At 66.3% G+C, this 20,440-nt stretch carries 22 protein-coding genes; 7 read left to right on the top strand and 15 right to left on the bottom strand.

The genetic code is table 11. The features are described from left to right. Window positions 1-45: 45 nt before the first annotated feature. The 3 genes from OM977_RS16475 to OM977_RS16485 are packed head-to-tail and all read right to left on the bottom strand — an operon-like array spanning window position 46 to window position 4,384. Window positions 46-1,110, bottom strand: coding sequence for a right-handed parallel beta-helix repeat-containing protein (locus tag OM977_RS16475; protein ID WP_264354966.1), 1,065 nt, complete (start codon window positions 1,108-1,110; stop codon window positions 46-48). After that, complete coding sequence (locus tag OM977_RS16480) at window positions 1,107-3,107, bottom strand: right-handed parallel beta-helix repeat-containing protein (RefSeq protein WP_264354967.1); 2,001 nt, start codon at window positions 3,105-3,107, stop codon at window positions 1,107-1,109. The genes OM977_RS16475 and OM977_RS16480 overlap by 4 nt, the downstream gene beginning before the upstream one ends. Then, the gene (locus tag OM977_RS16485) at window positions 3,104-4,384 is read right to left on the bottom strand and encodes a glycosyltransferase (protein ID WP_264354968.1); all 1,281 of its coding nucleotides are present in this window, start codon (window positions 4,382-4,384) and stop codon (window positions 3,104-3,106) included. The genes OM977_RS16480 and OM977_RS16485 overlap by 4 nt, the downstream gene beginning before the upstream one ends. Window positions 4,385-4,803: 419 nt before the next feature. Between OM977_RS16485 and OM977_RS16490 the strand changes: the two genes are divergently transcribed. Beyond that, window positions 4,804-5,163: a sterol carrier family protein gene (locus OM977_RS16490; protein WP_264354969.1), complete on the top strand. Its 360-nt coding sequence runs from the start codon at window positions 4,804-4,806 to the stop codon at window positions 5,161-5,163. A 36-nt stretch (window positions 5,164-5,199) separates the two neighbouring features. On the opposite strand, the gene OM977_RS16495 is transcribed toward OM977_RS16490, so the two are convergent. Further along, a complete protein-coding gene (locus tag OM977_RS16495; protein WP_264354970.1) occupies window positions 5,200-5,961 on the bottom strand; it encodes an SDR family oxidoreductase in 762 nt (253 codons plus the stop codon). Window positions 5,962-6,118: 157 nt separating this feature from the next. Continuing rightward, the gene (locus OM977_RS16500) at window positions 6,119-6,430 is read right to left on the bottom strand and encodes a hypothetical protein (RefSeq protein ID WP_264354971.1); all 312 of its coding nucleotides are present in this window, start codon (window positions 6,428-6,430) and stop codon (window positions 6,119-6,121) included. 60 nt (window positions 6,431-6,490) lie between these two features. Here OM977_RS16500 and OM977_RS16505 point away from each other — a divergent pair, with 60 nt between their 5' ends. Beyond that, a complete protein-coding gene (locus OM977_RS16505; RefSeq protein WP_264354972.1) occupies window positions 6,491-7,384 on the top strand; it encodes a CHAD domain-containing protein in 894 nt (297 codons plus the stop codon). A 16-nt stretch (window positions 7,385-7,400) separates the two neighbouring features. Here OM977_RS16505 and OM977_RS16510 read toward each other — a convergent pair whose 3' ends face one another. The 4 genes from OM977_RS16510 to OM977_RS16525 all read right to left on the bottom strand — a co-directional run bounded on the left by OM977_RS16510 (window position 7,401) and on the right by OM977_RS16525 (window position 10,803). Then, window positions 7,401-8,135, bottom strand: coding sequence for an HAD family hydrolase (locus OM977_RS16510; RefSeq protein ID WP_442960663.1), 735 nt, complete (start codon window positions 8,133-8,135; stop codon window positions 7,401-7,403). Next, window positions 8,122-8,430, bottom strand: a complete 309-nt coding sequence (locus tag OM977_RS16515) for a hypothetical protein (RefSeq protein ID WP_264354973.1) — start codon at window positions 8,428-8,430, stop codon at window positions 8,122-8,124. The genes OM977_RS16510 and OM977_RS16515 overlap by 14 nt, the downstream gene beginning before the upstream one ends. A 111-nt stretch (window positions 8,431-8,541) precedes the next feature. After that, on the bottom strand, window positions 8,542-8,919 hold the full coding sequence (locus OM977_RS16520; RefSeq protein ID WP_264354974.1) for a VOC family protein: 378 nt from the start codon (window positions 8,917-8,919) through the stop codon (window positions 8,542-8,544). Window positions 8,920-9,009: 90 nt separating this feature from the next. Further along, window positions 9,010-10,803, bottom strand: a complete 1,794-nt coding sequence (locus OM977_RS16525) for a glycoside hydrolase family 15 protein (RefSeq protein WP_264354975.1) — start codon at window positions 10,801-10,803, stop codon at window positions 9,010-9,012. Between the two features lie 73 nt (window positions 10,804-10,876). Here OM977_RS16525 and OM977_RS16530 point away from each other — a divergent pair, with 73 nt between their 5' ends. Both OM977_RS16530 and OM977_RS16535 read left to right on the top strand, forming a co-directional pair. Beyond that, entirely contained in the window at window positions 10,877-11,608 is a 732-nt protein-coding gene (locus tag OM977_RS16530) for a DUF72 domain-containing protein (RefSeq protein ID WP_264354976.1), read from the top strand. 62 nt (window positions 11,609-11,670) lie between these two features. Further along, window positions 11,671-12,741: an App1 family protein gene (locus OM977_RS16535; RefSeq protein ID WP_264354977.1), complete on the top strand. Its 1,071-nt coding sequence runs from the start codon at window positions 11,671-11,673 to the stop codon at window positions 12,739-12,741. Window positions 12,742-12,794: 53 nt separating this feature from the next. Here OM977_RS16535 and OM977_RS16540 read toward each other — a convergent pair whose 3' ends face one another. From OM977_RS16540 to OM977_RS16555, 4 genes are all read right to left on the bottom strand, one after another. Next, window positions 12,795-14,336, bottom strand: coding sequence for a glycoside hydrolase family 1 protein (locus tag OM977_RS16540; RefSeq protein WP_264354978.1), 1,542 nt, complete (start codon window positions 14,334-14,336; stop codon window positions 12,795-12,797). A 109-nt stretch (window positions 14,337-14,445) separates the two neighbouring features. Beyond that, window positions 14,446-14,835, bottom strand: a complete 390-nt coding sequence (locus OM977_RS16545; protein ID WP_264354979.1) for a hypothetical protein — start codon at window positions 14,833-14,835, stop codon at window positions 14,446-14,448. Window positions 14,836-14,868: 33 nt separating this feature from the next. Then, the gene (locus OM977_RS16550; RefSeq protein ID WP_264354980.1) at window positions 14,869-15,237 is read right to left on the bottom strand and encodes a J domain-containing protein; all 369 of its coding nucleotides are present in this window, start codon (window positions 15,235-15,237) and stop codon (window positions 14,869-14,871) included. Window positions 15,238-15,340: 103 nt separating this feature from the next. Beyond that, window positions 15,341-15,766 (bottom strand): Hsp20/alpha crystallin family protein, encoded by a 426-nt coding sequence (locus OM977_RS16555; protein WP_264357457.1) that lies wholly within the window; start codon window positions 15,764-15,766, stop codon window positions 15,341-15,343. A gap of 143 nt (window positions 15,767-15,909) precedes the next feature. On the opposite strand from OM977_RS16555, the gene OM977_RS16560 reads away from it, so the two are divergent. Continuing rightward, entirely contained in the window at window positions 15,910-16,239 is a 330-nt protein-coding gene (locus OM977_RS16560; protein WP_264354981.1) for a MerR family transcriptional regulator, read from the top strand. Window positions 16,240-16,269: 30 nt separating this feature from the next. Here the strand turns inward: OM977_RS16560 and OM977_RS16565 are convergent, their stop codons facing one another. Both OM977_RS16565 and OM977_RS16570 read right to left on the bottom strand, forming a co-directional pair. Beyond that, a complete protein-coding gene (locus OM977_RS16565; RefSeq protein WP_264354982.1) occupies window positions 16,270-16,578 on the bottom strand; it encodes an MmcQ/YjbR family DNA-binding protein in 309 nt (102 codons plus the stop codon). 51 nt (window positions 16,579-16,629) lie between these two features. Then, window positions 16,630-17,412 carry a phosphatase PAP2 family protein gene (locus tag OM977_RS16570; protein ID WP_264354983.1) on the bottom strand — a complete coding sequence of 261 codons (783 nt, stop codon included), beginning with the start codon at window positions 17,410-17,412 and terminating at the stop codon, window positions 16,630-16,632. Window positions 17,413-17,632: 220 nt separating this feature from the next. On the opposite strand from OM977_RS16570, the gene OM977_RS16575 reads away from it, so the two are divergent. Then, entirely contained in the window at window positions 17,633-19,270 is a 1,638-nt protein-coding gene (locus tag OM977_RS16575; RefSeq protein ID WP_264354984.1) for a purine-cytosine permease family protein, read from the top strand. Continuing rightward, on the top strand, window positions 19,267-20,439 hold the full coding sequence (locus OM977_RS19705) for a cyclase family protein (protein ID WP_333473986.1): 1,173 nt from the start codon (window positions 19,267-19,269) through the stop codon (window positions 20,437-20,439). The genes OM977_RS16575 and OM977_RS19705 overlap by 4 nt, the downstream gene beginning before the upstream one ends. The last annotated feature ends 1 nt before the right edge of the window (window position 20,440 follow it).

Genomic DNA, 20,440 nt, shown 5'->3' on the forward strand with positions numbered 1-20,440 from the left:
CCTGAGCTTGCTTGGACTGGCGCTGCTGCACTGTCCGTTTTTCCTCTAGACGGTTTTGCAGGGCTCATTGGAGAGGCCCTTTCCGGCTTGAGAGGCTTTATTACTGCACTCGACAACGTTGTCGCGCACCGGCTTCAGGGAATACCCGAAACCGGGGCCATTCACTTCGGCGGTATTGTTTCGAAACACGTTGCCCGTCCCCCATCCGTCGAGAATCTCGTGGGTTTGGAATCCGTCAACAGGAGCGTTTCGGCCAAAGTTGTTATCGATCGTCCATCCGTTACCCTTGACATCGACCCAGGAGTCAGCGTCGGCTATTTTTGAGCCGTCGAACTTGTTGTCGCGGAGGATGCCGCCGGAGGTGCCCTCTTTGATATCGACGCTTTCCGCGGACGTTCCGGAAATGTCGTTGCCCGCAACCTCGTTCCGGTCGCTTTTGTCCGGCTCGCAGCTGCTGATCTCACACCAGTTGCTCTCCGCCGTCCCGATATAGACCCCTTCGCCGAACTTGGGTTTGCGCAAGCCGGTGTCTCTAATCGAGTTGTCCAGCACTTTGTTATCGGTACTGAATTTCCGGAGATGAATGGCCTCGTCACCGGTGGTGCTGACGGTGAGGCCGCGGAGCGTGGAATTCGTAGTTTCATCGACCATGACGCCTTTTTGGCCGTTGCGTACGGCGAATCCCTGGAGTACCCAATGGGAGGCACGGTTCAGTTGGAAGACGTAACCGTCCTCCAACTGGCCGCCGTCCAGGATGCTGCCTGCCGTGCCGCAAAGCATGATCGGCTTCTCCGGGGTGCCGTTGCCGGTGCCGACGAAGTTCCCTGCATACACGCCGTCGGCGAGGCGGATCACGGCGCCGGGCCCGGTCCCTGCGAGGGCCGTTCGTAGCTCCGCGGCATTGGTTACCGTGACGGTTGCCTCGGGGCAGCCCCCGGCCTGGGCGGTCGAGGCCAGCGCGTCCGGCGTCCCGCTGGGGCTTGAGCTCCCGGCGGGGGGCCGAGCCTGGTTGTCCTGGACGAGGCTGACTGTGAACCAGATCAGCGCCCCGACCACCAGCACTATCACCAAAGCCAAGGCGAGGACCCACGGCTGGACCGGGGATCTCACGTCCGGGTCCCGGTCGCGTCGTCGGGCCTCATGAAGCCCCGGCTCAGGGACGCCAGCGGCACCCGCTCGGCATACGGGCTGCGAATCCGCGTTACCCGCTTCCGTCGGGTCAGTGCCGTCACCAGCAGGAGGCCGCCGAGCAGGATCCAGATCAGGGTCAGCGGCTGGAAGACGGAGCTGACCGCCTTCTCCACCGTGTAGGCGGGTGCCCAGCCGAGCAGATTGTTATCAGTCACCACGGCGCCCGAGGACTGTTCGGCAGCGATTGCGGTGCTGCCGCTGCCAGACAGGGTATTACCCTCGACGCTTGTGGCGCTCACATCACCCACCAGCGTAATGCCATGGTTCGAGATGGACTCCAAGACGTTGGCGGTCACCTCTGCCGTCGCGTTCCGTACGTAGATCCCGGTGTCCCCGCCGCGGATCGTGTTCCCGGCCACCGAGGCTGAGGCCAACTCGTCGCGGATAGCGACGGCCTGGAGCCGCTGGTTCCGGAACTCGTTTCGGCTGATTGCCACACCGGTGGCGCCATGGTTGACCACCACGCCAACCTCGTTGTCCGCGATGAAGTTGTTTTCGACGTCGAGGTCGGTGCCGCCGCTGAGCTCGATACCGTAGCGCCCGTTCCGCTCCAAGGTGCTTTCGGTGACCCGGTTTCCGCCATAGGACTGGGTGGCGGTTCCGACGGCGTTGGGCCCCTCGGCGAGCGGCCGGCCGTCGAGGGAGATGCCGTTGCGAGTGTTGCCTTTTGCAGTAACGTCCTTCAGCAAAATCCGGGTGGTGGAACTGCCGACCGTGAACCCGTCCACGGCGTTGTCCGATGACGACGTCCGGGTGATGGTCGTGTCCGTCACGGCCCGGTGCAGGACCAGGCCATCCACCAGGCTGCGGGTGATGGTGGTGTCCTCGATGACGACATCCCGGGCGTTCGAGACAAAGAGACCGAAGGCGTTGCCTACCAAACTGACGTCGTCGATCCCGGCGGTCACCACGCTGTAGTTTTGTTCCGTTCGTTCCGTCCACGCGGCCAGGGCCTCCTCCGGGAGCACCCGGGCGCCGGTGGCGGACGCTTCAAAGGCCGGGGGCGAAGTGGGCGGTCCGCCCTGGAACGTGCCCACTTCATCCGTTCCGGTCAGCGAAAGCCCGCCGGTATTGCCGCTCCAGAACCCAAGATTGGAGAGGCGGGCATGGGCCAGCGAGGCGTGGCCGCCCAGGATGCGGACATAGGAGCGGCCGTCTGCGGTGAACGTGTCCACCGCCCCTGCCTCGCTGTTCCAGCTGGTGAGGCGGAGATCCGCGGTCTCTGAACCGGACAGTTCGAGGGACCCGCCCAGGGCAACGATGGAAACGAAGTAGTTCCGGCCGCTTTCGAGCCGGATGTCGAGGCCTTGAAGACCGTCCGGAGCCTTCAGGGAAAGAGTTGCGCCGGCCAGGACCACAACGTTCTCGGACAGAAGATAGGCCCCGCCAGGCTGTCGGACGAAGGCCTGCGGCGTGAGCGCTGCGAGATCGGCCACCGTGTACGCCTCGGCCCGGGCCGGCAGCACCAGGGTGTACGTGGAGCCGGTGCGGAGACGGTATGGCCCCTCCAGGCTGTCCACCCGCCAGCGGGCCGCCGACGCCACGGTGCGCACGTAGATGAGCCGTTCGGCTTCCTGGTCTACCAGCCGCGCCTCGCGTTCCGGATCACCGGGATAGATCCCTTTCTGGACTTCGCCGAGGTACTTGCCGAAACCGGCGGCGCCGGTCCCCGGAAAGATGTCATCAGGACCGCTGGTAGCGCCGGCCCGCAAACTCCCGACAGGGGTGGCCCCTGCGTCGGAACCGGATCCGGCACCCGTGGCCCCGCCCGCCGGATGGGTCGTGGCCTGGCCTGTGCCGGACGATCCGGCGCCCGGGGTATTCCACAGCCTGCCGGCCTGGAGGATCAGCGTCCCGGACGCCACCATGAGGACTGCTGCGAGGATGGAGAACCATGCCGTGCGACTCAACTTCATGCCGATGCCTCCTTGGGAAGCAGCGTCTGGGCGTCCTGGCCGTCGCCCCCCGTCTGGTCGGCGTGGCGTGTGAGCCAGCCCTGCTTGTTCATCGTGGCGAAGGCATACATTTTGATGGGCAGGGCCACGAGGATGACTGTCAGTGCCATGACGGGCAGGATCAGCAGGTCCTTCGGATGCCGGCGCAGGTGGGAAGAGCCCCGGATACCCCTGCCCAGCAGCATCCAGGCCGCAGCGGCCGCGAAGCCGAGGGGGGTTGGGTCCAGCCGGTTGAAGATCAGGTAGAAGAGCGTCAGGCCCATCGTGAGCGGGGTCAGCAGGATCTGCAAAACCGACACTTTGGTCACAAAGGGGACGTGCCACAGCCAGCCCATGGCGATGGCGGTCAGGTAGCACCGGTAGGAGTTCCGGCTCCAGCGCACCCGCTGCTTGACGAACGCACGGAAGCTCGACGGGAACATGGAGAGCGCCCGGGCGGAGGACTGGTGGACGGTCTTGTAGCCGGAGGCCAGCACCAGCCAAGTCAATCGCCCGTCGTCGCCGGAGATGCAGCGGCGGCCTAGGAAGTACTCGTTTTCCAAATGCTCGAGCACCATGAGCACGGCCTCGCGGCGGTAGACAGCGGTGCGTCCGGAGATGCACGGTACGGCACCGGCTTGGCCCATGGCCGGAACATAATCCAGGTACCGCAGATTCACCATCCAGTCAGCGATCCGGCGCCAGATGCTCGTGTCCCGCATGTAGACGTTCTGTTGTGTTCCCACGGCACCGACCATCGGGTCCACGAACGGCATCTGCACGTTCTTCAGCAGACCCGGCCTCCACCAGGTGTCGGAGTCAGTCAGCACCAGGATGTCGTGCTGCGCCAGCCGCACGCCCGCGCCGAGCGCCGACCGTTTCCCGACGTGGTGAAAGAGAACGGGCTTGATGGTTTTGTCGCCCAAGGCCTTGATGCGCCCGTAGGCTTCGAGGTCTTCCACATCGAGCACGATGATTATTTCGTCGGGCCGCTGTTCGCGCCAGGATTCCAGAGCGCTCATGAGGATGTCCGGATCCTCGTGGAATGACGGGACAATGACCGAGGTTGAGGCGCGAAAGTCGGACACAATCGGCCGTGCACGGTGGGAGAGGATGAATCGGTAAAGCCACAGGCCCCAGACAATAACCCCGGCAATGGCCAACGGGAAATACGGGATAGCCTCGGCATAGAAGTCACTAAGAGTGGACCAGTCGAAGGTCGATGGAGTGGAGTTCTGCTGGGGAAGGAAGGAACGCATAATCGGACTCCGGTCAATAGGCCGATGCGAGGTGACAGAAAACGAACATCCCCGCGTGTCGTCTGGATTTGTCTTTTGCCGCTATCTACAGTCGGTATTCGGCGCCTTACGTCAATATGGACTTCTTGGTGACGTTTGCACCGCCCACTGCTAACCCCTCTTTGGCGAGCGTTGATTCGAGCATGGCGGTCCCGCTCCGCGCCACGCTAGCGATTGGACTACGTGAATCGCACCAAATTCCACTTGTGTTTGGGTTGCAAATTACTGGCCACACAATGCAGACATACTTATCCCTGAAAGTGCCGGCGGGCCTCCCGTTTTGGAAATAGCGCCTACTCGCCAGACCAATTCCGGCTGTGACGTAGGGTGGGATGGGCTCCAGTTGGAGCCCATGGTGACACCAGGCAGGAGACAGGTCAGTGACAGTTCAACGACGCCGGATCGCCGTCGGGGAGGGCCGCTCGGCGCTGGCCGCGTGGCTGGAAGCTGGCACCGTCCCCCGCAGCACCATCGCGACGGCGGTGCGCTACTCGCTCGAGGAAGTCGCCGCCCGGGCGCCCGGAAACTCCGTCGAGGTCCGCGTCCCGCCGTTCGGTGTCACGCAATGCGTGCAAGGACCGCGGCACACCCGCGGCACTCCCCCGAATGTCATCGAGTGCGACGCCGCCACCTGGCTGGCCATGGTCAGCGGGCACTTGAGCTGGGCGGATGCCGTCAGCAGCGGCCGCGTCGCTGCCTCGGGACTGCGCGCTGACCTGTCCGGACTGCTGCCGCTCTAGCCCCCGCGGGGGTCCAAAGGGCCAGTCGCGGCAGGCCTAGCCGCGCCCGATGAACGGCATTCCCGTGGCCGTGATCACCACGGACCCGACACATGCCGACGGCGGCATCCCGGCCATCAACAGCACGGCGCGGGCGGCGTCCGCCACCGGGAACGTCGGCTCCCTGCGGCGGCTGCCGTCGGCCTGCAGCGCGCCGGAGCCGACTCCGATCTCGTCCATGAGTTCCGTGGCCGCGTTTCCGATGTCGATCTGCCCGCAGGTGATGCCGAAGTCCCGCCCGTCCAGCTCGATGCTCTTGGTCAGGCCGGTTATGGCGTGCTTTGTGACTGTGTACGCGACCGTTCGCGGCCGGGGCGAGTGCGCGGCGATGGAGCCGTTGTTGATGATGCGACCGCCTTGCGGGGACTGGGCCTTCATGGCCCGGACCGCGGCAGCGGCGCAGAGCAGGGATCCGGTGAGGTTAACCGCCACGGTCGCGTCCCACTCCGCGAGGCTGATCTCGTCAACCGAGGCGGCCGGGCCGAACACCCCCGCGTTGTTGAACAGCACGTCCACCCGGCCCCAGCGTCCCTGCGCCGCGGCGAACAGCCGCTCGACGTCGTCGGGCACGGTGACGTCGCAGGGCACCACGAACGCCTGGGCGTGACCCGCGGCGGTCTCCTCCAGCGGAGCCTCCCGCCGTCCGCCGAGAACCACCCGGTAACCCTCGGCCAGCATCAGCCGGGCGACTGCCCGTCCAATTCCCGAGCCTGCGCCGGTGACGACGGCGACGCGGCCGGGCTGGTGCTGTCGTGTCATGCGGAGCTCCTTGGTGGTGATGGTGGTGGCGGGACGGGTGCGGGACGCCGGGTTCCCGGCCAGCGTAGGACGAGATGACAGTTCACGGCAGTATCCGGCGCAAACATTGCCGTGGACTGTCATCTCGCGGCTGTCATCTTGCAGGGTCGCGGGGCCGCTAGCCGCTGCCCAGGTGCCGGCGCCGGGCACCGACGCGGTAGCCGGACCAGAAGGCGAGGATCAGCAGCCCAAGGCTGATCATGGCGATTCCCGTCCAGACCTCGGGACCGATCAGCACGAGACCCTGGAGCTGGAAGGCCTGCTGCGAAAGCGGCGCATAGGCAAACCAGCCGGCGTCTTGCGAGCGCACCGGCAGCGACGTCAGAATCAGCCCCGCCAGGAGCAACAGCACGGCAAGCAGTGGTGCCGCCAGGTCGGCAATAATCTGCCTCCGGCCCGGCGCCGCGCGGTCATCCCCTATTGGATTCATGGACACACTCTAACGCCGGTCCGAGGCACCGGGGGTTGCGTCCAAGACGTAAAGTGAAGCATGGCCACCACCGCCGGGGACGTTTTGCTGGGCTATCTGGAACAACAGCTCAGCGAACTGCGGCGGCATGAACCGGGCGTCCGGGAAGACGAGGCCGAATCCGTGCACCAGATGCGCGTGGCGGCCCGCAGGGTCCGATCCCTGCTGGCCAGCAGCCGCAAGCTGTTTAGTACCTGCGAGGCCGAGGACGTCCGCTCCGAGTTGCGGTGGCTCTCCGAAGCGCTGGGCGCCGTCCGTGACGCCCGGGTGGTCCAGGCGAGGCTCCGGGAGCTGCTCGCGGCCGAACCCAAGGAACTCACCGAGGGTCGGCCCGCACGGCTCATTGACGAGGTACTCGACGCGGCGGCAGCGGCCGGACATCAGGGCGTCCTCGCGGCACTCGACAGCCAGCGCTACGCCCGGCTGCTCACCGGCCTTGACGCATTGACCGCCACGGGCAAGCTGTCAGATCGGGCCTCCCGGCCCGCGCGCAGGGTCTTCAAGAAGGCCGTTTCCAGGGATACCGCCCGCTTGGTCCGTGCTGTGGCGGACCTTTCCGCCGCCTCCGACGGCAGTACCCCCGCCCGGGACGCACGCCTGCACGAGGTCCGAAAGGCGGCAAAGCGGCTGCGTTACTGCGCCGAACTCGCGGCCACCATCCGCGGAGGCCGCGGCCAGGCCGGGAAGCGGTCCCGGAAGACCGCCAAGGCAGCGCGCCGGATCCAGACCACGCTGGGCCTGCACCACGACACCGTGATGTCCCGGACCGTGCTGGTTGAGCTGGGCCTGCGATCCCTGCCCGCCGGAGAGAGCAGTTTCAGCTTCGGCCGGCTGCATGCCCGGGAGGAAAGCCTGGCGGCTGGCGCGGACGCGGACTTCGCCAGGATGTGGCGGAAGTTTCCGGGTCGCCCCTAGCGTCGGGAGCTGGCGGTCAGCGCTGCTGGAACCGGGCGCTGAGCTTCCCGATCGCGCTGGTCCCAAGATTCTCCAGCAGCGCCCGGGGGGTCGCGTAGATCTCAACAGCGCCGGCGTCGCGCAGTTCCGCTTCGCTGGTGCCGCCGCACGTCAGACCGATCGTCGGGATATTGAGCTTCCCGGCGGCGTAGACATCCCAGACGGCGTCGCCCACGTAGACGGCATCCGAGGCCTGCACGCCCAGGGCCTTCAGGGCAGCGACGAGGATATCCGGGGCGGGCTTGCTTTCCTTCGCGTCACTGGAGCTCGTGGCCGCGTCGATGAAGGCGTCCGCACCGATCGTCGACCGCAGCGCCTGAAGGTCGCGCTCACGGGCCGAAGAAGCCAGTGCGACGGCGAGACCGCTTTTCTGGCAGCCCGCGAGCAGCTCCTTGGCGCCGTCCAAGGGACGCAGGGCAGGCCAGAAGGTGGAGAACACGGCTGCGTGCGAGGTCATGATGGTGCTGTCCTCGGAGGCATCCCGGTCGGATGGGAGCAGGCTGTCGAGGATCCGATCCCCGCCCATCCCCACTGAGCGGTGAATGTGGGCCATCGGAACGTCGTAGCCCGCCTGCCGGAAGGCCTGCCACCAAGCCAAGGTATGGATATAGGACGAATCGACCAGGGTGCCGTCGACGTCGAACAATACCGCGGCTCTGCACTGGCCCCCATGCTCCGGCTGGCCGTTTTCGGCTGGATCAGTAGTGTGCACGTGCCCTCTTTCCGGCCGCGAGCGCCCCACCGCTCAGCGGGGTGCCGCGGCTGGTTCCGCCTGAAGCCCTCCGAACCATCCGGGGAAACGGGGCCTTCACCGCGGACTGGCCGCCAGTGCTGCTGTCCCTGATCAGGCCCGTTCCGGCGATCTCGCGGGCCTGTGCCACACCGGCAACGGCGGCGCGCTTGGTGGGGAACGTGACCGAGACCGCCATCAGGTGCCCGGCTCCGTCCAGCATCCGAATCCGGTATCCGCCGTCGGGCGCGTCCACGATTTCGAAACATCCAGCCATCGCATACTCCTTAATCCTCCTCCCCACGCGGGGATATTAGTAAGTATACTTATTGACGCGCGTGGATGCCCACCAGTTGCCCGCCGCCCTGGCCAAGTGGACGGCGAAGCGCTAGCTCTGGATCACGGAGAGGACATTCCCGGCGGGGTCCTTGAACCAGGCAATCCGGGGCCCCTCTCCCACCATGATCCCCTTGCTGTCGGTAGGCAGCTCGGGATCATCGTAGATCTTGGTCTTCACACCGAGCCCGTTGAGCTCGTCGACCGCCTGCTCGACATCCTGGACAACCAAGTTCAGGACGGTGAACGAAGCCGGTTCGTGGTTGTCCTTCGGATAGATCATCACCCGCGGGCCCGAGGGCAGCCGGACATCGAGAACGCCCATGGCGTTTTCCTCGGCGGTCAGCCCGAGGGTCACGCCGTAGAACTGCTTGGCCTTTTCCAGGTCATCAACACTGAAGCTCGAAAACGCATCCTTCGCCGTGAACATGGCACTCTCCTTCGTGGTCGTTGCCGGTTTGATACGGCAAAGAGTGCCACAACCGGGCGGCACAGGCTACGGGTTCGGGGAAGCCGGGATTCAGCCGCCCGGGAGCGGGGTGTCGCTGCGGTGCACGGCGTCTTCATGCAGTTCGAGGGCACTCAGCACGAGGGCGAAGTGGCTGAACGCCTGCGGGGTGTTCCCCAGCTGCCGGCCGTCCTCCACGCTCCATTCCTCGCTAAGGAGCCCGACGTCGTTGCGCAGCGCCAGCAGCCGCTCGAACAGCTTCCTGGCCTCGTGATGCCGGCCGGCCCCCAGCAGGGCCTCGACCAACCAGAACGAACACGCAAGAAAAACTCCCTCCCCACCCGGCAGGCCGTCGTCGGCTTCCGCTGGCTTGTAACGGCGCAGGAAACCGTCATGCGTGAGTTCGCGCTGGACCGCCTCGATCGTTCCGATCACCCGCGGGTCATTCGGCGGCAGGAATCCCACCCGGGGGATGAGCAGCAGGCTGGCGTCCAGTTCCGGGCTTCCGTAGGACTGCACGAACGTGTTGCGTTCGGCGTCGAAGCCTTTCTCCATCACCTCGGCGCGGATGGTGTCGCGGAGTTCCTCCCACCGGTCAGCCGGACCGGCCAGACCAAAGTCCCGGACGCCCTTGACCATCCGGTCTGCCGCGACCCAGGCCATGACCTTCGAATGGGTGAAGTGGCGTCTGGGGCCGCGCATCTCCCAGAGTCCGTTGTCCGGCCAGGTCCAGGCCTTTTCGAGATGCTCCATCAGCGCCACCTGCACGTCCCAGGATTCGTCCGTGTGTTCCAGCAGCGAGTTCCTCGTCAGCGACAGGCAGTCCAGAACCTCGCCCCAGACATCCAGCTGGAGCTGCCCGGCCGCGCCGTTTCCAATCCGCACCGGATACGAGCCCTCGTAGCCCCGCAACCAGGGAAGTTCCATCTCCGGCAGCCTGCGCTCGCCGTGGATGCCGTACATGATCTGGAGGTCCGCGGGGTCTCCGGCCACGGCCCGGAGCAGCCAGTCACGCCACGAGGCTGCCTCCTCCGTGTAGCCGGCGGCCAGCAGCGCCTGGAGCGTCAGGGTGGCGTCGCGGAGCCAGCAGAAGCGGTAGTCCCAATTGCGGGCGCCCCCCAGGTCCTCCGGCAGCGAGGTTGTCACCGCGGCCACGATCCCGCCGGTGGGAGCGAACGTCAGGGCCTTCAGGATGATCAGCGAGCGCTGGACGGCCTTACGGTAGGGGCCGGTGACGGTGCATTTGGCGGACCACTCCTGCCAGAAGGACTCGGTGGCGGCGAGGACCTTCTCGGGGTCCACGGCGCGAGGGCGGTACAGGTGGCTCGGCGTCCAGGTCAGCACGAACGGCACCCGCTCCCCGGCCTCGACGGTGAAATCGCTGATCGTGTGCATCCGCTCGCCCCGTAGTGGCGCGTCGGTCACGAGGTAGGCGGCGTCGGGTCCGGCGACGGCGTGGATCCCGTGTTTGTCGTGGCGAACCCAGGGGACGATGTGCCCGTAGTCGAAACGCAGGGCCAGCTCGCCGCGCATCCGGACAGCACCGCGGACCCCCACCACGATCCGCACGATGTCCGCGACCCCGTCGCGCGGCGGCATGAAGTCGATGACCCTGACCTTGCCGGTGGGGGTCTCCCACTCGGTTTCCAGGATGAGCGTGCCCTTGCGGTAGTGCCGTCGGGTGCATTCGCCGCCGCCCTCCGGCGCCAGGAGCCAGCGCCCTGCCTCTGGGGTGTCAACAAGGGCGTTGAAGCAGGCCGGCGAGTCGAATCGCGGCAGGCACAACCAGTCGATGGAGCCTTCGGTGCTGATCAGCGCTGCGGTGTGCAGATCTCCGACCATTGCATAATCCTCGATGAGGGCCATGGGACATACAGTGCCACACCCCTTGCTCCCGGACTAGGATCCAGGGAGGGTATGGGAACGGAGGCTGCCACAGGTGACACTGCAGATCGGCACTTCCGGGTGGAGCTACGACCATTGGGAAAACGTGCTCTACCCGCCGGGGATGCCTGCGCGGGACCGGCTGGCGCACTATGCGGCCCGGTTCACGACGGTGGAACTGAACGCCAGCTTCTACCGCTGGCCGCGGGACGTTTCCTTCGCGAGCTGGCGCCGCCGGCTGCCGGCCGGATTCCTCTTATCGGTGAAGGCCCCGCGCGGTTTGACCCACGCCAAGAAGCTCCACTCCCCCGAGGTCTGGGTGGAGCGGATCGCCAAGTGCTGGCACGAGTTGGGCGACAAGCGGGCCGTGCTGCTGGTCCAGCTGCCGCCGGGTTTCGCGCGCGACGACGCCCGCCTGGACTATTTTCTCGCCGCGCTGCCGGAGTGGATCCGCGTCAGCGTCGAGTTCCGCCACCCCAGCTGGGACCACCCCGAGGTCTATGCGCTGCTGGAACGGCACGGGGCCGCGTATTGCGTCATGAGCGGCGCCGGGCTTCCCTGCATCCTCCGCGCCACAGCACCGTTCGTGTACGTCCGGCTGCACGGCCCGGATCACCAGTACCTCTATGGTGGGTCGTATTCGGACGACGAACTGCGCTGGTGGGCTGACCGGATCAGGGAATGGCGGGCCGCCGGAAAGGACGTCTTTGTGTATTTCAACAACGACGGCGGCGGTAACGCCGTGCGCAACGCCCTCACGCTGCGCTGGCTGCTGGATGGGGCCTGAACCCGGCGGTTCCGCGGGACACAGTCCGTTCGAATAGCTGGCGGCTGTGGGAGAGTGGAGGCATGGAATTGGCGTCACAGCACTCACCCCAGCAGCCATCGGTCTCCGGCAACAAGGTCTTCCGGTTCGCCCACCGGTTTTCGGACACCGTCAACGGGCTGCGGCTGAAGGCGGCCAGGCGCTGGAACTTCATTCCGCAGACCATCGCCTACCAGGGCTACGGTTCCACCAGCTGGGTCCGTGTGCTCGGGCGGGTGGTGCTCACGAGCAAGCCGAAGCCCGGCAGCCCGGCGGAGCAGGCAGCTCAGAACGGCAACCAGAACGTCCGGGGCTGGCGGGCGTTCACCAGCGTGCCGATCCAGTTCACCGACGTCGAAATCGAAATCGGCGGCGTCACCGCCCGGGTGCACGCGGACCGCGGCGGGCTCGTGGATACGGTCGTGCAGGTGTCCCTCTCTCCCGGCTGGCACACGGCGGAGCTGCGCGCCGAGGGGACCGAACCGGTGAAGTCGCAGATCTTCGTCATTTCCCCGGACACCGAGCTGGGAATCGTCTCGGATATCGACGACACGATCATGGTCACCGCGCTCCCCCGGCCGTTCCTCGCGCTGTGGAACACCTTCGTCCTGAGCGAACGTGCCCGGATGGCGACGCCCGGCATGGCGGTGCTGCTGGACCGCCTCCTGGTGAAGCATCCGGAGGCGCCGGTGATCTACCTTTCCACCGGACCGTGGAATGCGGCTCCCACCCTGGCCCGCTTCATCACCCGCAACATGTACCCGCCTGGCGCCCTGCTCCTCACCGACTGGGGCCTGACCAACGACCGCTGGTTCCGCAGCGGCCAGGAACACAAGCGCCGGAACCTGGAACTGCTGGCGGAAGAGTTCCCGAACATGCGCTGGCTGCTTTTCGGGGATAACGGCCAGCACGACGAGGCGATCTACTCGCACTTCGCCCAGCAGCACGGTGACCGTGTGGCCGCCATCGGCATCCGCCAGCTATCCGCCGGCGAATCGGTGCTGGCCGGTGGACACTCCGAGTCCGGCGACCACACCGGTTCGTCCGTTCCGTGGTTCTACTCCCCCGACGGCGCCGGTCTGGCCAAAGGCCTGCGGGAACTGAACGTTCTCTAGGCCGCGCCATGGTCCCCGCCCGCCGGCTGGGGCGGTCCGACGGCGCCGCTGCCTCAGCCGACCGGCTGGGGGTTGACGTCGGGCGAGCCCGTCGACTCATCGGCGTCGGGCAGTTCGGGAAGTGCCGCTCCGGTGCGTGCCTCCGGGGCGGCATCGTTATGCCTGGCCGCGAGCAGTTCCTGGAGCCAGTAGAAGGAGGCCTTGGGCGTGCGTACCTGGGACTCCCGGTCCACGTGTAGCAGGCCGAACTGCTGCCTGTAGCCGCCGGACCATTCGAAGTTGTCCAACAAGGACCAGACGTAGTAGCCGCGCAGATCGATATTCTCGGCCGGCCCGCCCGGCGAAGTGGCTTCTACGGCGGTGGCGATGTGATCCGCCAGGTAGCGCACGCGCCGTTCATCCGGGACGATGAGCCGGCCCTCTGCGTCCCGGATCTCGAGGTCCTCGAAACTCGCCCCACCCTCGGTGATGAAGACCGGCGGCAGGTCCGGGTAGCGTTCGCTCATTTCCGCCAGCGCCACGGACATGTATTCCGGCTTGATCGGCCATCCGTAGGCAGTGGTCTCGGTGTCCGGGAAGGTGGCAATGTGGAACGGAGCGCCGGTGCCGGTGCCACTCAGGTCATCGCCCATGGCAGCGGCCATGCCCTCGGGCACCGGGCCGTCGCCCGGACCGGAGGCTACGCGGGTGGGCATGTAGTAATTCAGCCCGTAGAAGTCCAGCGGCTGGGAGATGAGCGCCATGTCCTCGCTGGACGGGCTGAAGGACGAGAAAAACGTTGCTGCCCGGATCGGGTCCGGATACTTTCCCAGCAGGACCGGGTCCGCATAAATCCGGTTCTGGGCCAAGTCCATCAGGCCGGCACTGATCTTGTCCAGCGGGTTGCCCGTGGCCGGCACCATCGGCGAATAGACGTTGGTGATGCCGATTTCGCCCGGAACGTTGGCGGCGCGGAGCGCCTGCACTGACAGTCCGTGACCCAGCAGTTGGTGATGGACGCTTGGGAGCGCCTTCAGCAGAAGCGTCTCGCCAGGTGCGTGCATGCCCAGCATGTAGCCGTTGGTGCTCACCGTGGCGGGTTCGTTGACCGTGACCCAACGCGTCACCCGGTCCCCGTAAGCGGCCGCTGCGATGGCCGCGAACTCGCCGAGCCGGAAGGCCGTATCCCGGTTCATCCACCCGCCTGCCTGGTCCAGCTCCAGAGGCGTGTCCCAGTGGTACAGCGTGGCCATTGGCGAGATCCCGTTGTCCAGCAGCAGGTCGATCAGGCGGTCGTAGAAATCCAGTCCGGCCGGGTTCACCGGCCCGCTGCCACCAGGCTGGATGCGGGACCAGGAGAAGGAGAAGCGATAGGAATCGACCCCGAGTTCCTTCATCAGAGCCACGTCCTCGGGCATCCGGTGGTAGTGGTCGCACGCGACGGCAGGGCTGTGGTCGTCAACGATCGATCCCGGTTTGGCCGCGAACACGTCCCAGCCCGAGGGCCCGCGTCCGTCCTCGTCCAGCGCGCCTTCGATCTGGAAAGCGGCGGTGGCCACGCCCAGAGTGAAGCGGGGCGGAAGCAGGGCGGCCAGCTCTTTGGCGGAGGCTTTCATCGGTGGAGTCTCCCAGATAGTTGCTCAATTGGTGGCTTGATCTTAGAACGACCCGGCCGTTCATGCCACGCACCGCCCGGTCCCTGCGGTGCGCTGTCAGTACCCCAGACTAGTACGTGGAGCTTTCCGGACCGTAGAGGAATTCTTTGGCATGGGCCACGGCCTTTTTGAAGGCATCGTTCCGGAGGGAGAGCAGCTGCTGGGCTTCATCTGCGGACGGTTCCAGGTATTCGGTGTAGCCCGGGCGCAGGACCCAGATGTCGCCGGCCGGCGGGAGGTAGAACACGCCGAACGAGCGATGCTGGCTGTCGTCGTCGGCCCAAATCGGGACCACTGCAAGCGCCGCACCCGTCTCGATGTTGATCCACTGGGCCCGCGGAAGCGGGGCCTCATGCGCTTCCGGGTCAAGAAATGGAGCCGTGCCCTTCCCCCATCGTTCCTCGAACCGTTCGTGGAAGACCGGCATCAGATGCGAATCGTAGCGGCGCCATGCGCTCATGGCATTCCTCCTTCCCTTCTGCTGTTTGCCTGGCTAGCTGCGCCCCTCCCAGGGGCCCCGTTCCCACCGGACCGGCGTGATGCGCAATGCCGGGCCGCGTCCCCCGTGGTGGCGCACCGGGATGTCCCTCGGTGCAGCCGCGGTGGGGCCGCTGCCTGCGCCTGCGCCCGGAGCCTGCCCGTTCCGGTCGTACTCGGCCCGGGTCAACGGGTTGCGCAGCACGCCAAAGGCGGCCAGGATATTGCCCACGTCCGCCCCTCGGCCCTCCTCACCGGGACCTGTTGGTCCGACGTCGGGGTGGTGCAGCCGGATCAGCGCGCGGAAAGCCCGCTGGATGTCCGCTTGCGTCGCGGCCGGCGTCAGGTGCAGGGCCGCGTAGTAACCTCGAGGATCGGCGTTCATGGGTCCACCATCAATCCGGTTGTTCTCCGGCAGGGTCAGGTGAGCGGGTGTGAGGGCGGCCGGGCCGGAGCCTAAAGGCTGCCGGTCCGGCCGCAGTTACCCCCTACTTCCCGATCTCCTGCAGCTTGTCCTGAGTGTGCGCGATCTCGATCTTGCGCGGCTTCGCCTTCTCCAGCACCGGGATGCGGAGCGTCAGCACGCCGTCGGCATACGTGGCCTTGACCTTCTCCGTGTCCAGGGTGTCGCCCAGGATCAGCTGGCGGCTGAAGACGCCGCGCGGCCGCTCCGACGCTATCAGCTCAATATTGGGCTGCGTCGGATCACGCCGCTCGGCCCGGACCGTGAGGACATTGCGCTCAATATCAAGATCAACCGTGTCAACGTTGACGCCCGGAAGATCGAAAGCGACGACGAACTCCCCGTCCTCCTGCCAGGCGTCCATCGGCATGGCAGCGGGCCGTGCGGCCGTCCCGAAGACCTGCTGGGTGAGCCGGTCGAGTTCCCGGAACGGGTCCGTACGCATCAACATCATGATCCACTCCTTCTGACTAGAATCCAGATTCTTTCCTGCATCCACCCACCAGATTTTCTGTGTTGGTGGATATAGATTTTTTATAGCACTGGTGCAAAACTGATGCAACAGGAAATTTTGCACCAGCCGAAGGAGCACCCATGGACGGACGCGGAGCGGAGATGGGCCTGTACGCGATCTCCGTGGTGGCCCAGCTCGTCGGGACGGGGCAGCAGAATATCCGGCTGTACGAGCGCCGGGGACTCCTGACGCCGGACCGTACCGCGGGAGGGACACGCCAGTACAGCGAGGCGGACCTTGCAGTCCTCCGGCGGATCAGCGACCTGCTCGACGAGGGACTCAATTTGGCGGGGGTGGCGAAAGTGCTGGAACTGGAGGCGGCCAACGCGCGGCTGCGGGCCGAACTGAAACGGGCCCGGGCGAGGGCCCGCCCCGGGAACCTGGACAAGGACGCAGGCGCCGCTTCCTGATCCGGCGCCGGATCAGGAACGGGGCAGCGGCTACCGAAGCCTGCCGCCGGCGAGCCGGTGCGACTCATCCAGGAGCTCGCCGAGCTCTTCCAGGCCGATCCGGTCCAACCGGACGAGGACCAGCTGCGGCGACCGGTCATGGTGCGGCGTCCAGAAGTAGGTTTCAGGGTCCGTCCCGGCGAGCGCCTCGCGCTCCTCCGTCTTGACCGTCAGCACCCCGTCGTCCCAGATCCGGGCCATCAGGGTGGCCGCGAACCACGCGGGCCTGCCCCAGCTCGGCCGCTCCACTACTCCCGGAAGTGCAAGAGCGGCTCTGCGGACATCGTCTTCAGTGGCCATGGACCACTGTGGCATTGCCGGCCGGTCCGGACAAGGGCGGACAAGGGCGGACTAGTCCTGGCTGGTGTCGGCCTTCGAGAGGACTCCGGTGACGCGCTCGCCGGGAATCCGTGCGGTCCGCCAGGTATCCAGGGCAATTACAGCCCCCAGTATCACGAAGGAAATGGCCAGTGAGGCCAGCGCATCGGAGGTCCAGTGGTACCCCAGATAGAGGCGGCTGACCGCGGCAAGAAAGATCCCGACCCCCGCCACGGCGAAGCCGATGATGGCAGTCTTCGGATTGCGCCGGCGAGAGAAGATGAGGTAAGTGGTCAGGAGCAGGAAGTCGCAGGCCCCGAGGACATGGCCGGAGGGGAACGCGAACGTGGTGTCTGCCCCGAAGAGCATCAGGTCCACCGGAGGACGCTGGCGGTCCACCGTCCGGCCGATGACTTGCGCCAGGATCACGCCGGTCAGCATGGCGCCCGCGAGCACCAGGGGGCGCCAGGCGTGCTTGGCCAGCAGCCCCCACGCAACGGTCACCACCAGGATGATGATCGGCAGGGCAACCGGCCCGAAGATGACCGCCAGGACGATCATGACGATCGTCAGGGGCTCAGAGCGCAGGGTCAGGAGCCAGGACCGCACTGGCTCATCGACCTGGCTGACTCCGTCACGCCCGAGAACGCCGGCCAGAATGACGAAAAAGACCACGGCTCCAACGATCATCAGGCCCAGGGCAATCCGGTAGAGATTCTTCCGTGCGGCCTCACTCATGAAGCGCTCTTCCACGACGAATTTGTCATGGAATACCCGCCACCGGCCCGGGGACTCCCGGGTTTGTTCCTCAGCCATGTTCCGTTTCCGCCTCTGATCGGGATGTAGACGTCCTTGCTGAAGATTACCGCGCTTCACCCGTTGAAGCTCCCGGCCCTCAGGAATGCCCCGGCCGTCGCCTCCGTAAAACAACAAGCCCGAATCCCCGCCCCTTGCTGTGAGCCGGTTCACAATGTAGCCTTCCAATCAACTTATGATGCTCGCTGAGCAACTACCGGCGACCAGGATGGAGAACAACATGGCCAAGGCACAGCCGGCCGGAACGCGCGGGGAACGGAACCGCGGCAAGGTCACCGAAGTGGAGACCTACGGGATTGAGCGGATTCCGGAAAAGGACCGCAATGCGAGCGCCTTTGACCTGTTCAGGGTTTCCTTCGGCGGTGCCAACACCTTTGCGACAGCCTTCCTCGGCGCCTTTCCCATCCTGTTCGGACTGTCGTTCTGGCAGGGGCTGGCTGCAACCGTGACGGGACTCGTGATCGGCGCCCTCCTGCTGGCGCCGATGGCCGTCTTTGGCCCCACAAACGGAACCAACAACGCCGTGTCCTCCTCCGCCCACCTCGGCGTGCACGGCCGGATTGTCGGCTCCTTCCTGTCGCTCCTCACGGCTACGGCCTTCTTCTCCATCTCCGTCTGGAGTTCCGGCGATGCCCTGGTGGGTGGCCTGAACCGGCTGGTCGGCCTTCCGCAGGACATGGGCTCCTTCGCGGTCGCCTACGGACTTTTCGCCGGGATGGTCCTGGTTGTCTGCATCTACGGGTTCAAGTTCATGCTGCTCGTCAACAAAATTGCTGTCACGGCGGCCACCGCGCTCTTCGTCGTGGGCTTCATCGCTTTCGCCGGCGAACTCAACCTGAACTTCGAGGGCGCCTTCGGCACCGGATTCGACGGCGTCGGCATCGCAGGCTTCATCCCGGCCTTCATCGGGGCTGCCCTGATTGTCATGTCCAACCCGATCTCCTTCGGGGCGTTCCTTGGCGACTGGGCCCGCTACATCCCCACCGACACGCCCAAGCGCCGGGTCATGGGCGCCGCGCTGCTCGCTCAGCTGGCCACGCTCGTGCCGTTTGTCTTCGGTCTGGCGACGGCGTCCATCATCGCCGCGAAGGCGCCGGAGTTCATGGACCCGGCAGCGCCCAACTATGTTGGCGGGCTGCTGGCGGTCTCCCCGGCCTGGTACTTCGTGCCTCTCTGCGCCATCGCCCTGATCGGCGGCATGTCCACCGGCGCCACCTCGCTCTATGGAACGGGACTGGACTTCAGCAGTGTGTTCCCGCGTTTTAACCGGGTGCAGGCCACCCTCATCATCGGCGTCCTGGCTATCGTCTTCATCTTCCTCGGGCGCTTCGCCTTCAACCTGGTGCAGAGCATTTCGACCTTTGCCACCCTGATTGTCACCTGCACCGCGCCCTGGATGGTGGTCATGATCATCGGTTTTATCACCCGGCGGGGCTGGTACGACGCCGATGCCCTGCAGGTCTTCAACCGCCGCCAGACCGGAGGACGTTACTGGTTCAACCACGGCTGGAATCTGCGCGGCATGAGCGCCTGGCTGATCAGCGCGGCGGTGGGCCTCAGCATGGTCAACATGCCCGGTCAGTTCCAGGGCCCGCTGGGGAACCTCGGTGGCGGTGTGGACATCAGCCTGCCGGCGTCACTCGCGCTTGCGGCGGTCCTCTACCTTGGGCTGCTGTGGATCTTCCCTGAGCCGCGTGCGGTGTTCCCGGCCGCCGGTCCCCGGTGGGTCCCATCCAAGGACACTCCGGTCACCCCGGTCCTGGATGCCGCCGGCATTGCTGTTCCAGTCGCATCAGGCGGGGCGCCGGCCCTCGAGATGCCCGGGGACCGAGACTCTGAACTGGTGGCCCGGCCGTGACCTGGTTCGATCTCAGCGTTCCGCTCCATACCGGGATGCCGGTCTACCCCGGGGATCCCGAGGTGGTGATTGCACCGGCGCTGAGCGTGGCAGCCGACGGCGCCAATGTGCTCTCGCTCAGCCTGGGCTCCCATTCCGGAACCCATGCCGATGCTCCCCTGCACGTGCACGACGGCTGGCCCGCCCTGGACGATCTGCCGCTGTTCCGCTTCAGCGGGCTGGCCGAGCTGGTGGACGTCCGCGGGGTGGGCCTCGGCGGCCGCATTTCGGCCGCGCATCTCGCCGGGCTCGCGTGCGAGGGCTCCTCCGCAGTCGCCGCCGGCGAATCGGGTTCCGGCGAGCCGGGTTCCGGCGAACCGGGGAAGATCCTCCTGCTGCACACCGGCAGTGCCGCCGCCTGGGGTTCGGACGAGTATTTGAAGCATCCGTGGCTCGACGCCGATGCGGCGCAACTGATCGTGGACCGCGGCTACCGCGCGGTTGGCGTGGACGCCCTCAGTGTGGACCCCAGTTCCGGTGGACCTGCTGAGGGCGCTGAGGACGGCGTGCCGGCCGCCGGTGGCGCCTTTCCGGCCCACGAGATCCTGGCTGGAAGCGGGTGCGTCATCGTGGAAAACCTGACCGGCCTGGAACAGGTCCAGCGGGCCCGGGACTCCGGGGCCGCCGTCGAAGTCTTCCTGTTTCCGCTCAATGTCCCGGGCTCCGACGGGGCGCCGGTCCGCGCCGTCGCCCGGCCGGTGGTGGAGCGCGCGGTGCGGCCACCGCAGTGGCCCAACCTCGGCCTCGACGAGGTCCAGGCTGCGGCGGACTCCTTGGTCGCCGCCTTCGCTGCCACTGACACCGTTACCTACTTCGCGGCGTTCAGCCCTGATGCCACGTATATTTTCCATCCAGAGGCCGAAAGCCTTGGTTCCCGGTCGGCCTACCGAGCGCTCTGGGACGGCTGGGTAGCTGCGGGGTGGCGCGTGCTGGAGTGCCGCAGCAGCGAACGGAACATCCAGCTGCTGGGGACCACCGCGGTGTTTTCTCATCGGGTGGCCACGACGGTCCGAACCGATTCCACGGGCGGCACATTTGCCAGCGATGAACGGGAGACGATCGTCTTTGCCCGGGCAGCGGACGGCGGCGTTCTGGCTGTCCATGAGCACCTCTCATCCTGCCCAGCGTGAG

Origin of the sequence: Pseudarthrobacter sp. MM222 (assembly GCF_947090775.1) — a bacterium.
Classification (GTDB): domain Bacteria; phylum Actinomycetota; class Actinomycetes; order Actinomycetales; family Micrococcaceae; genus Arthrobacter.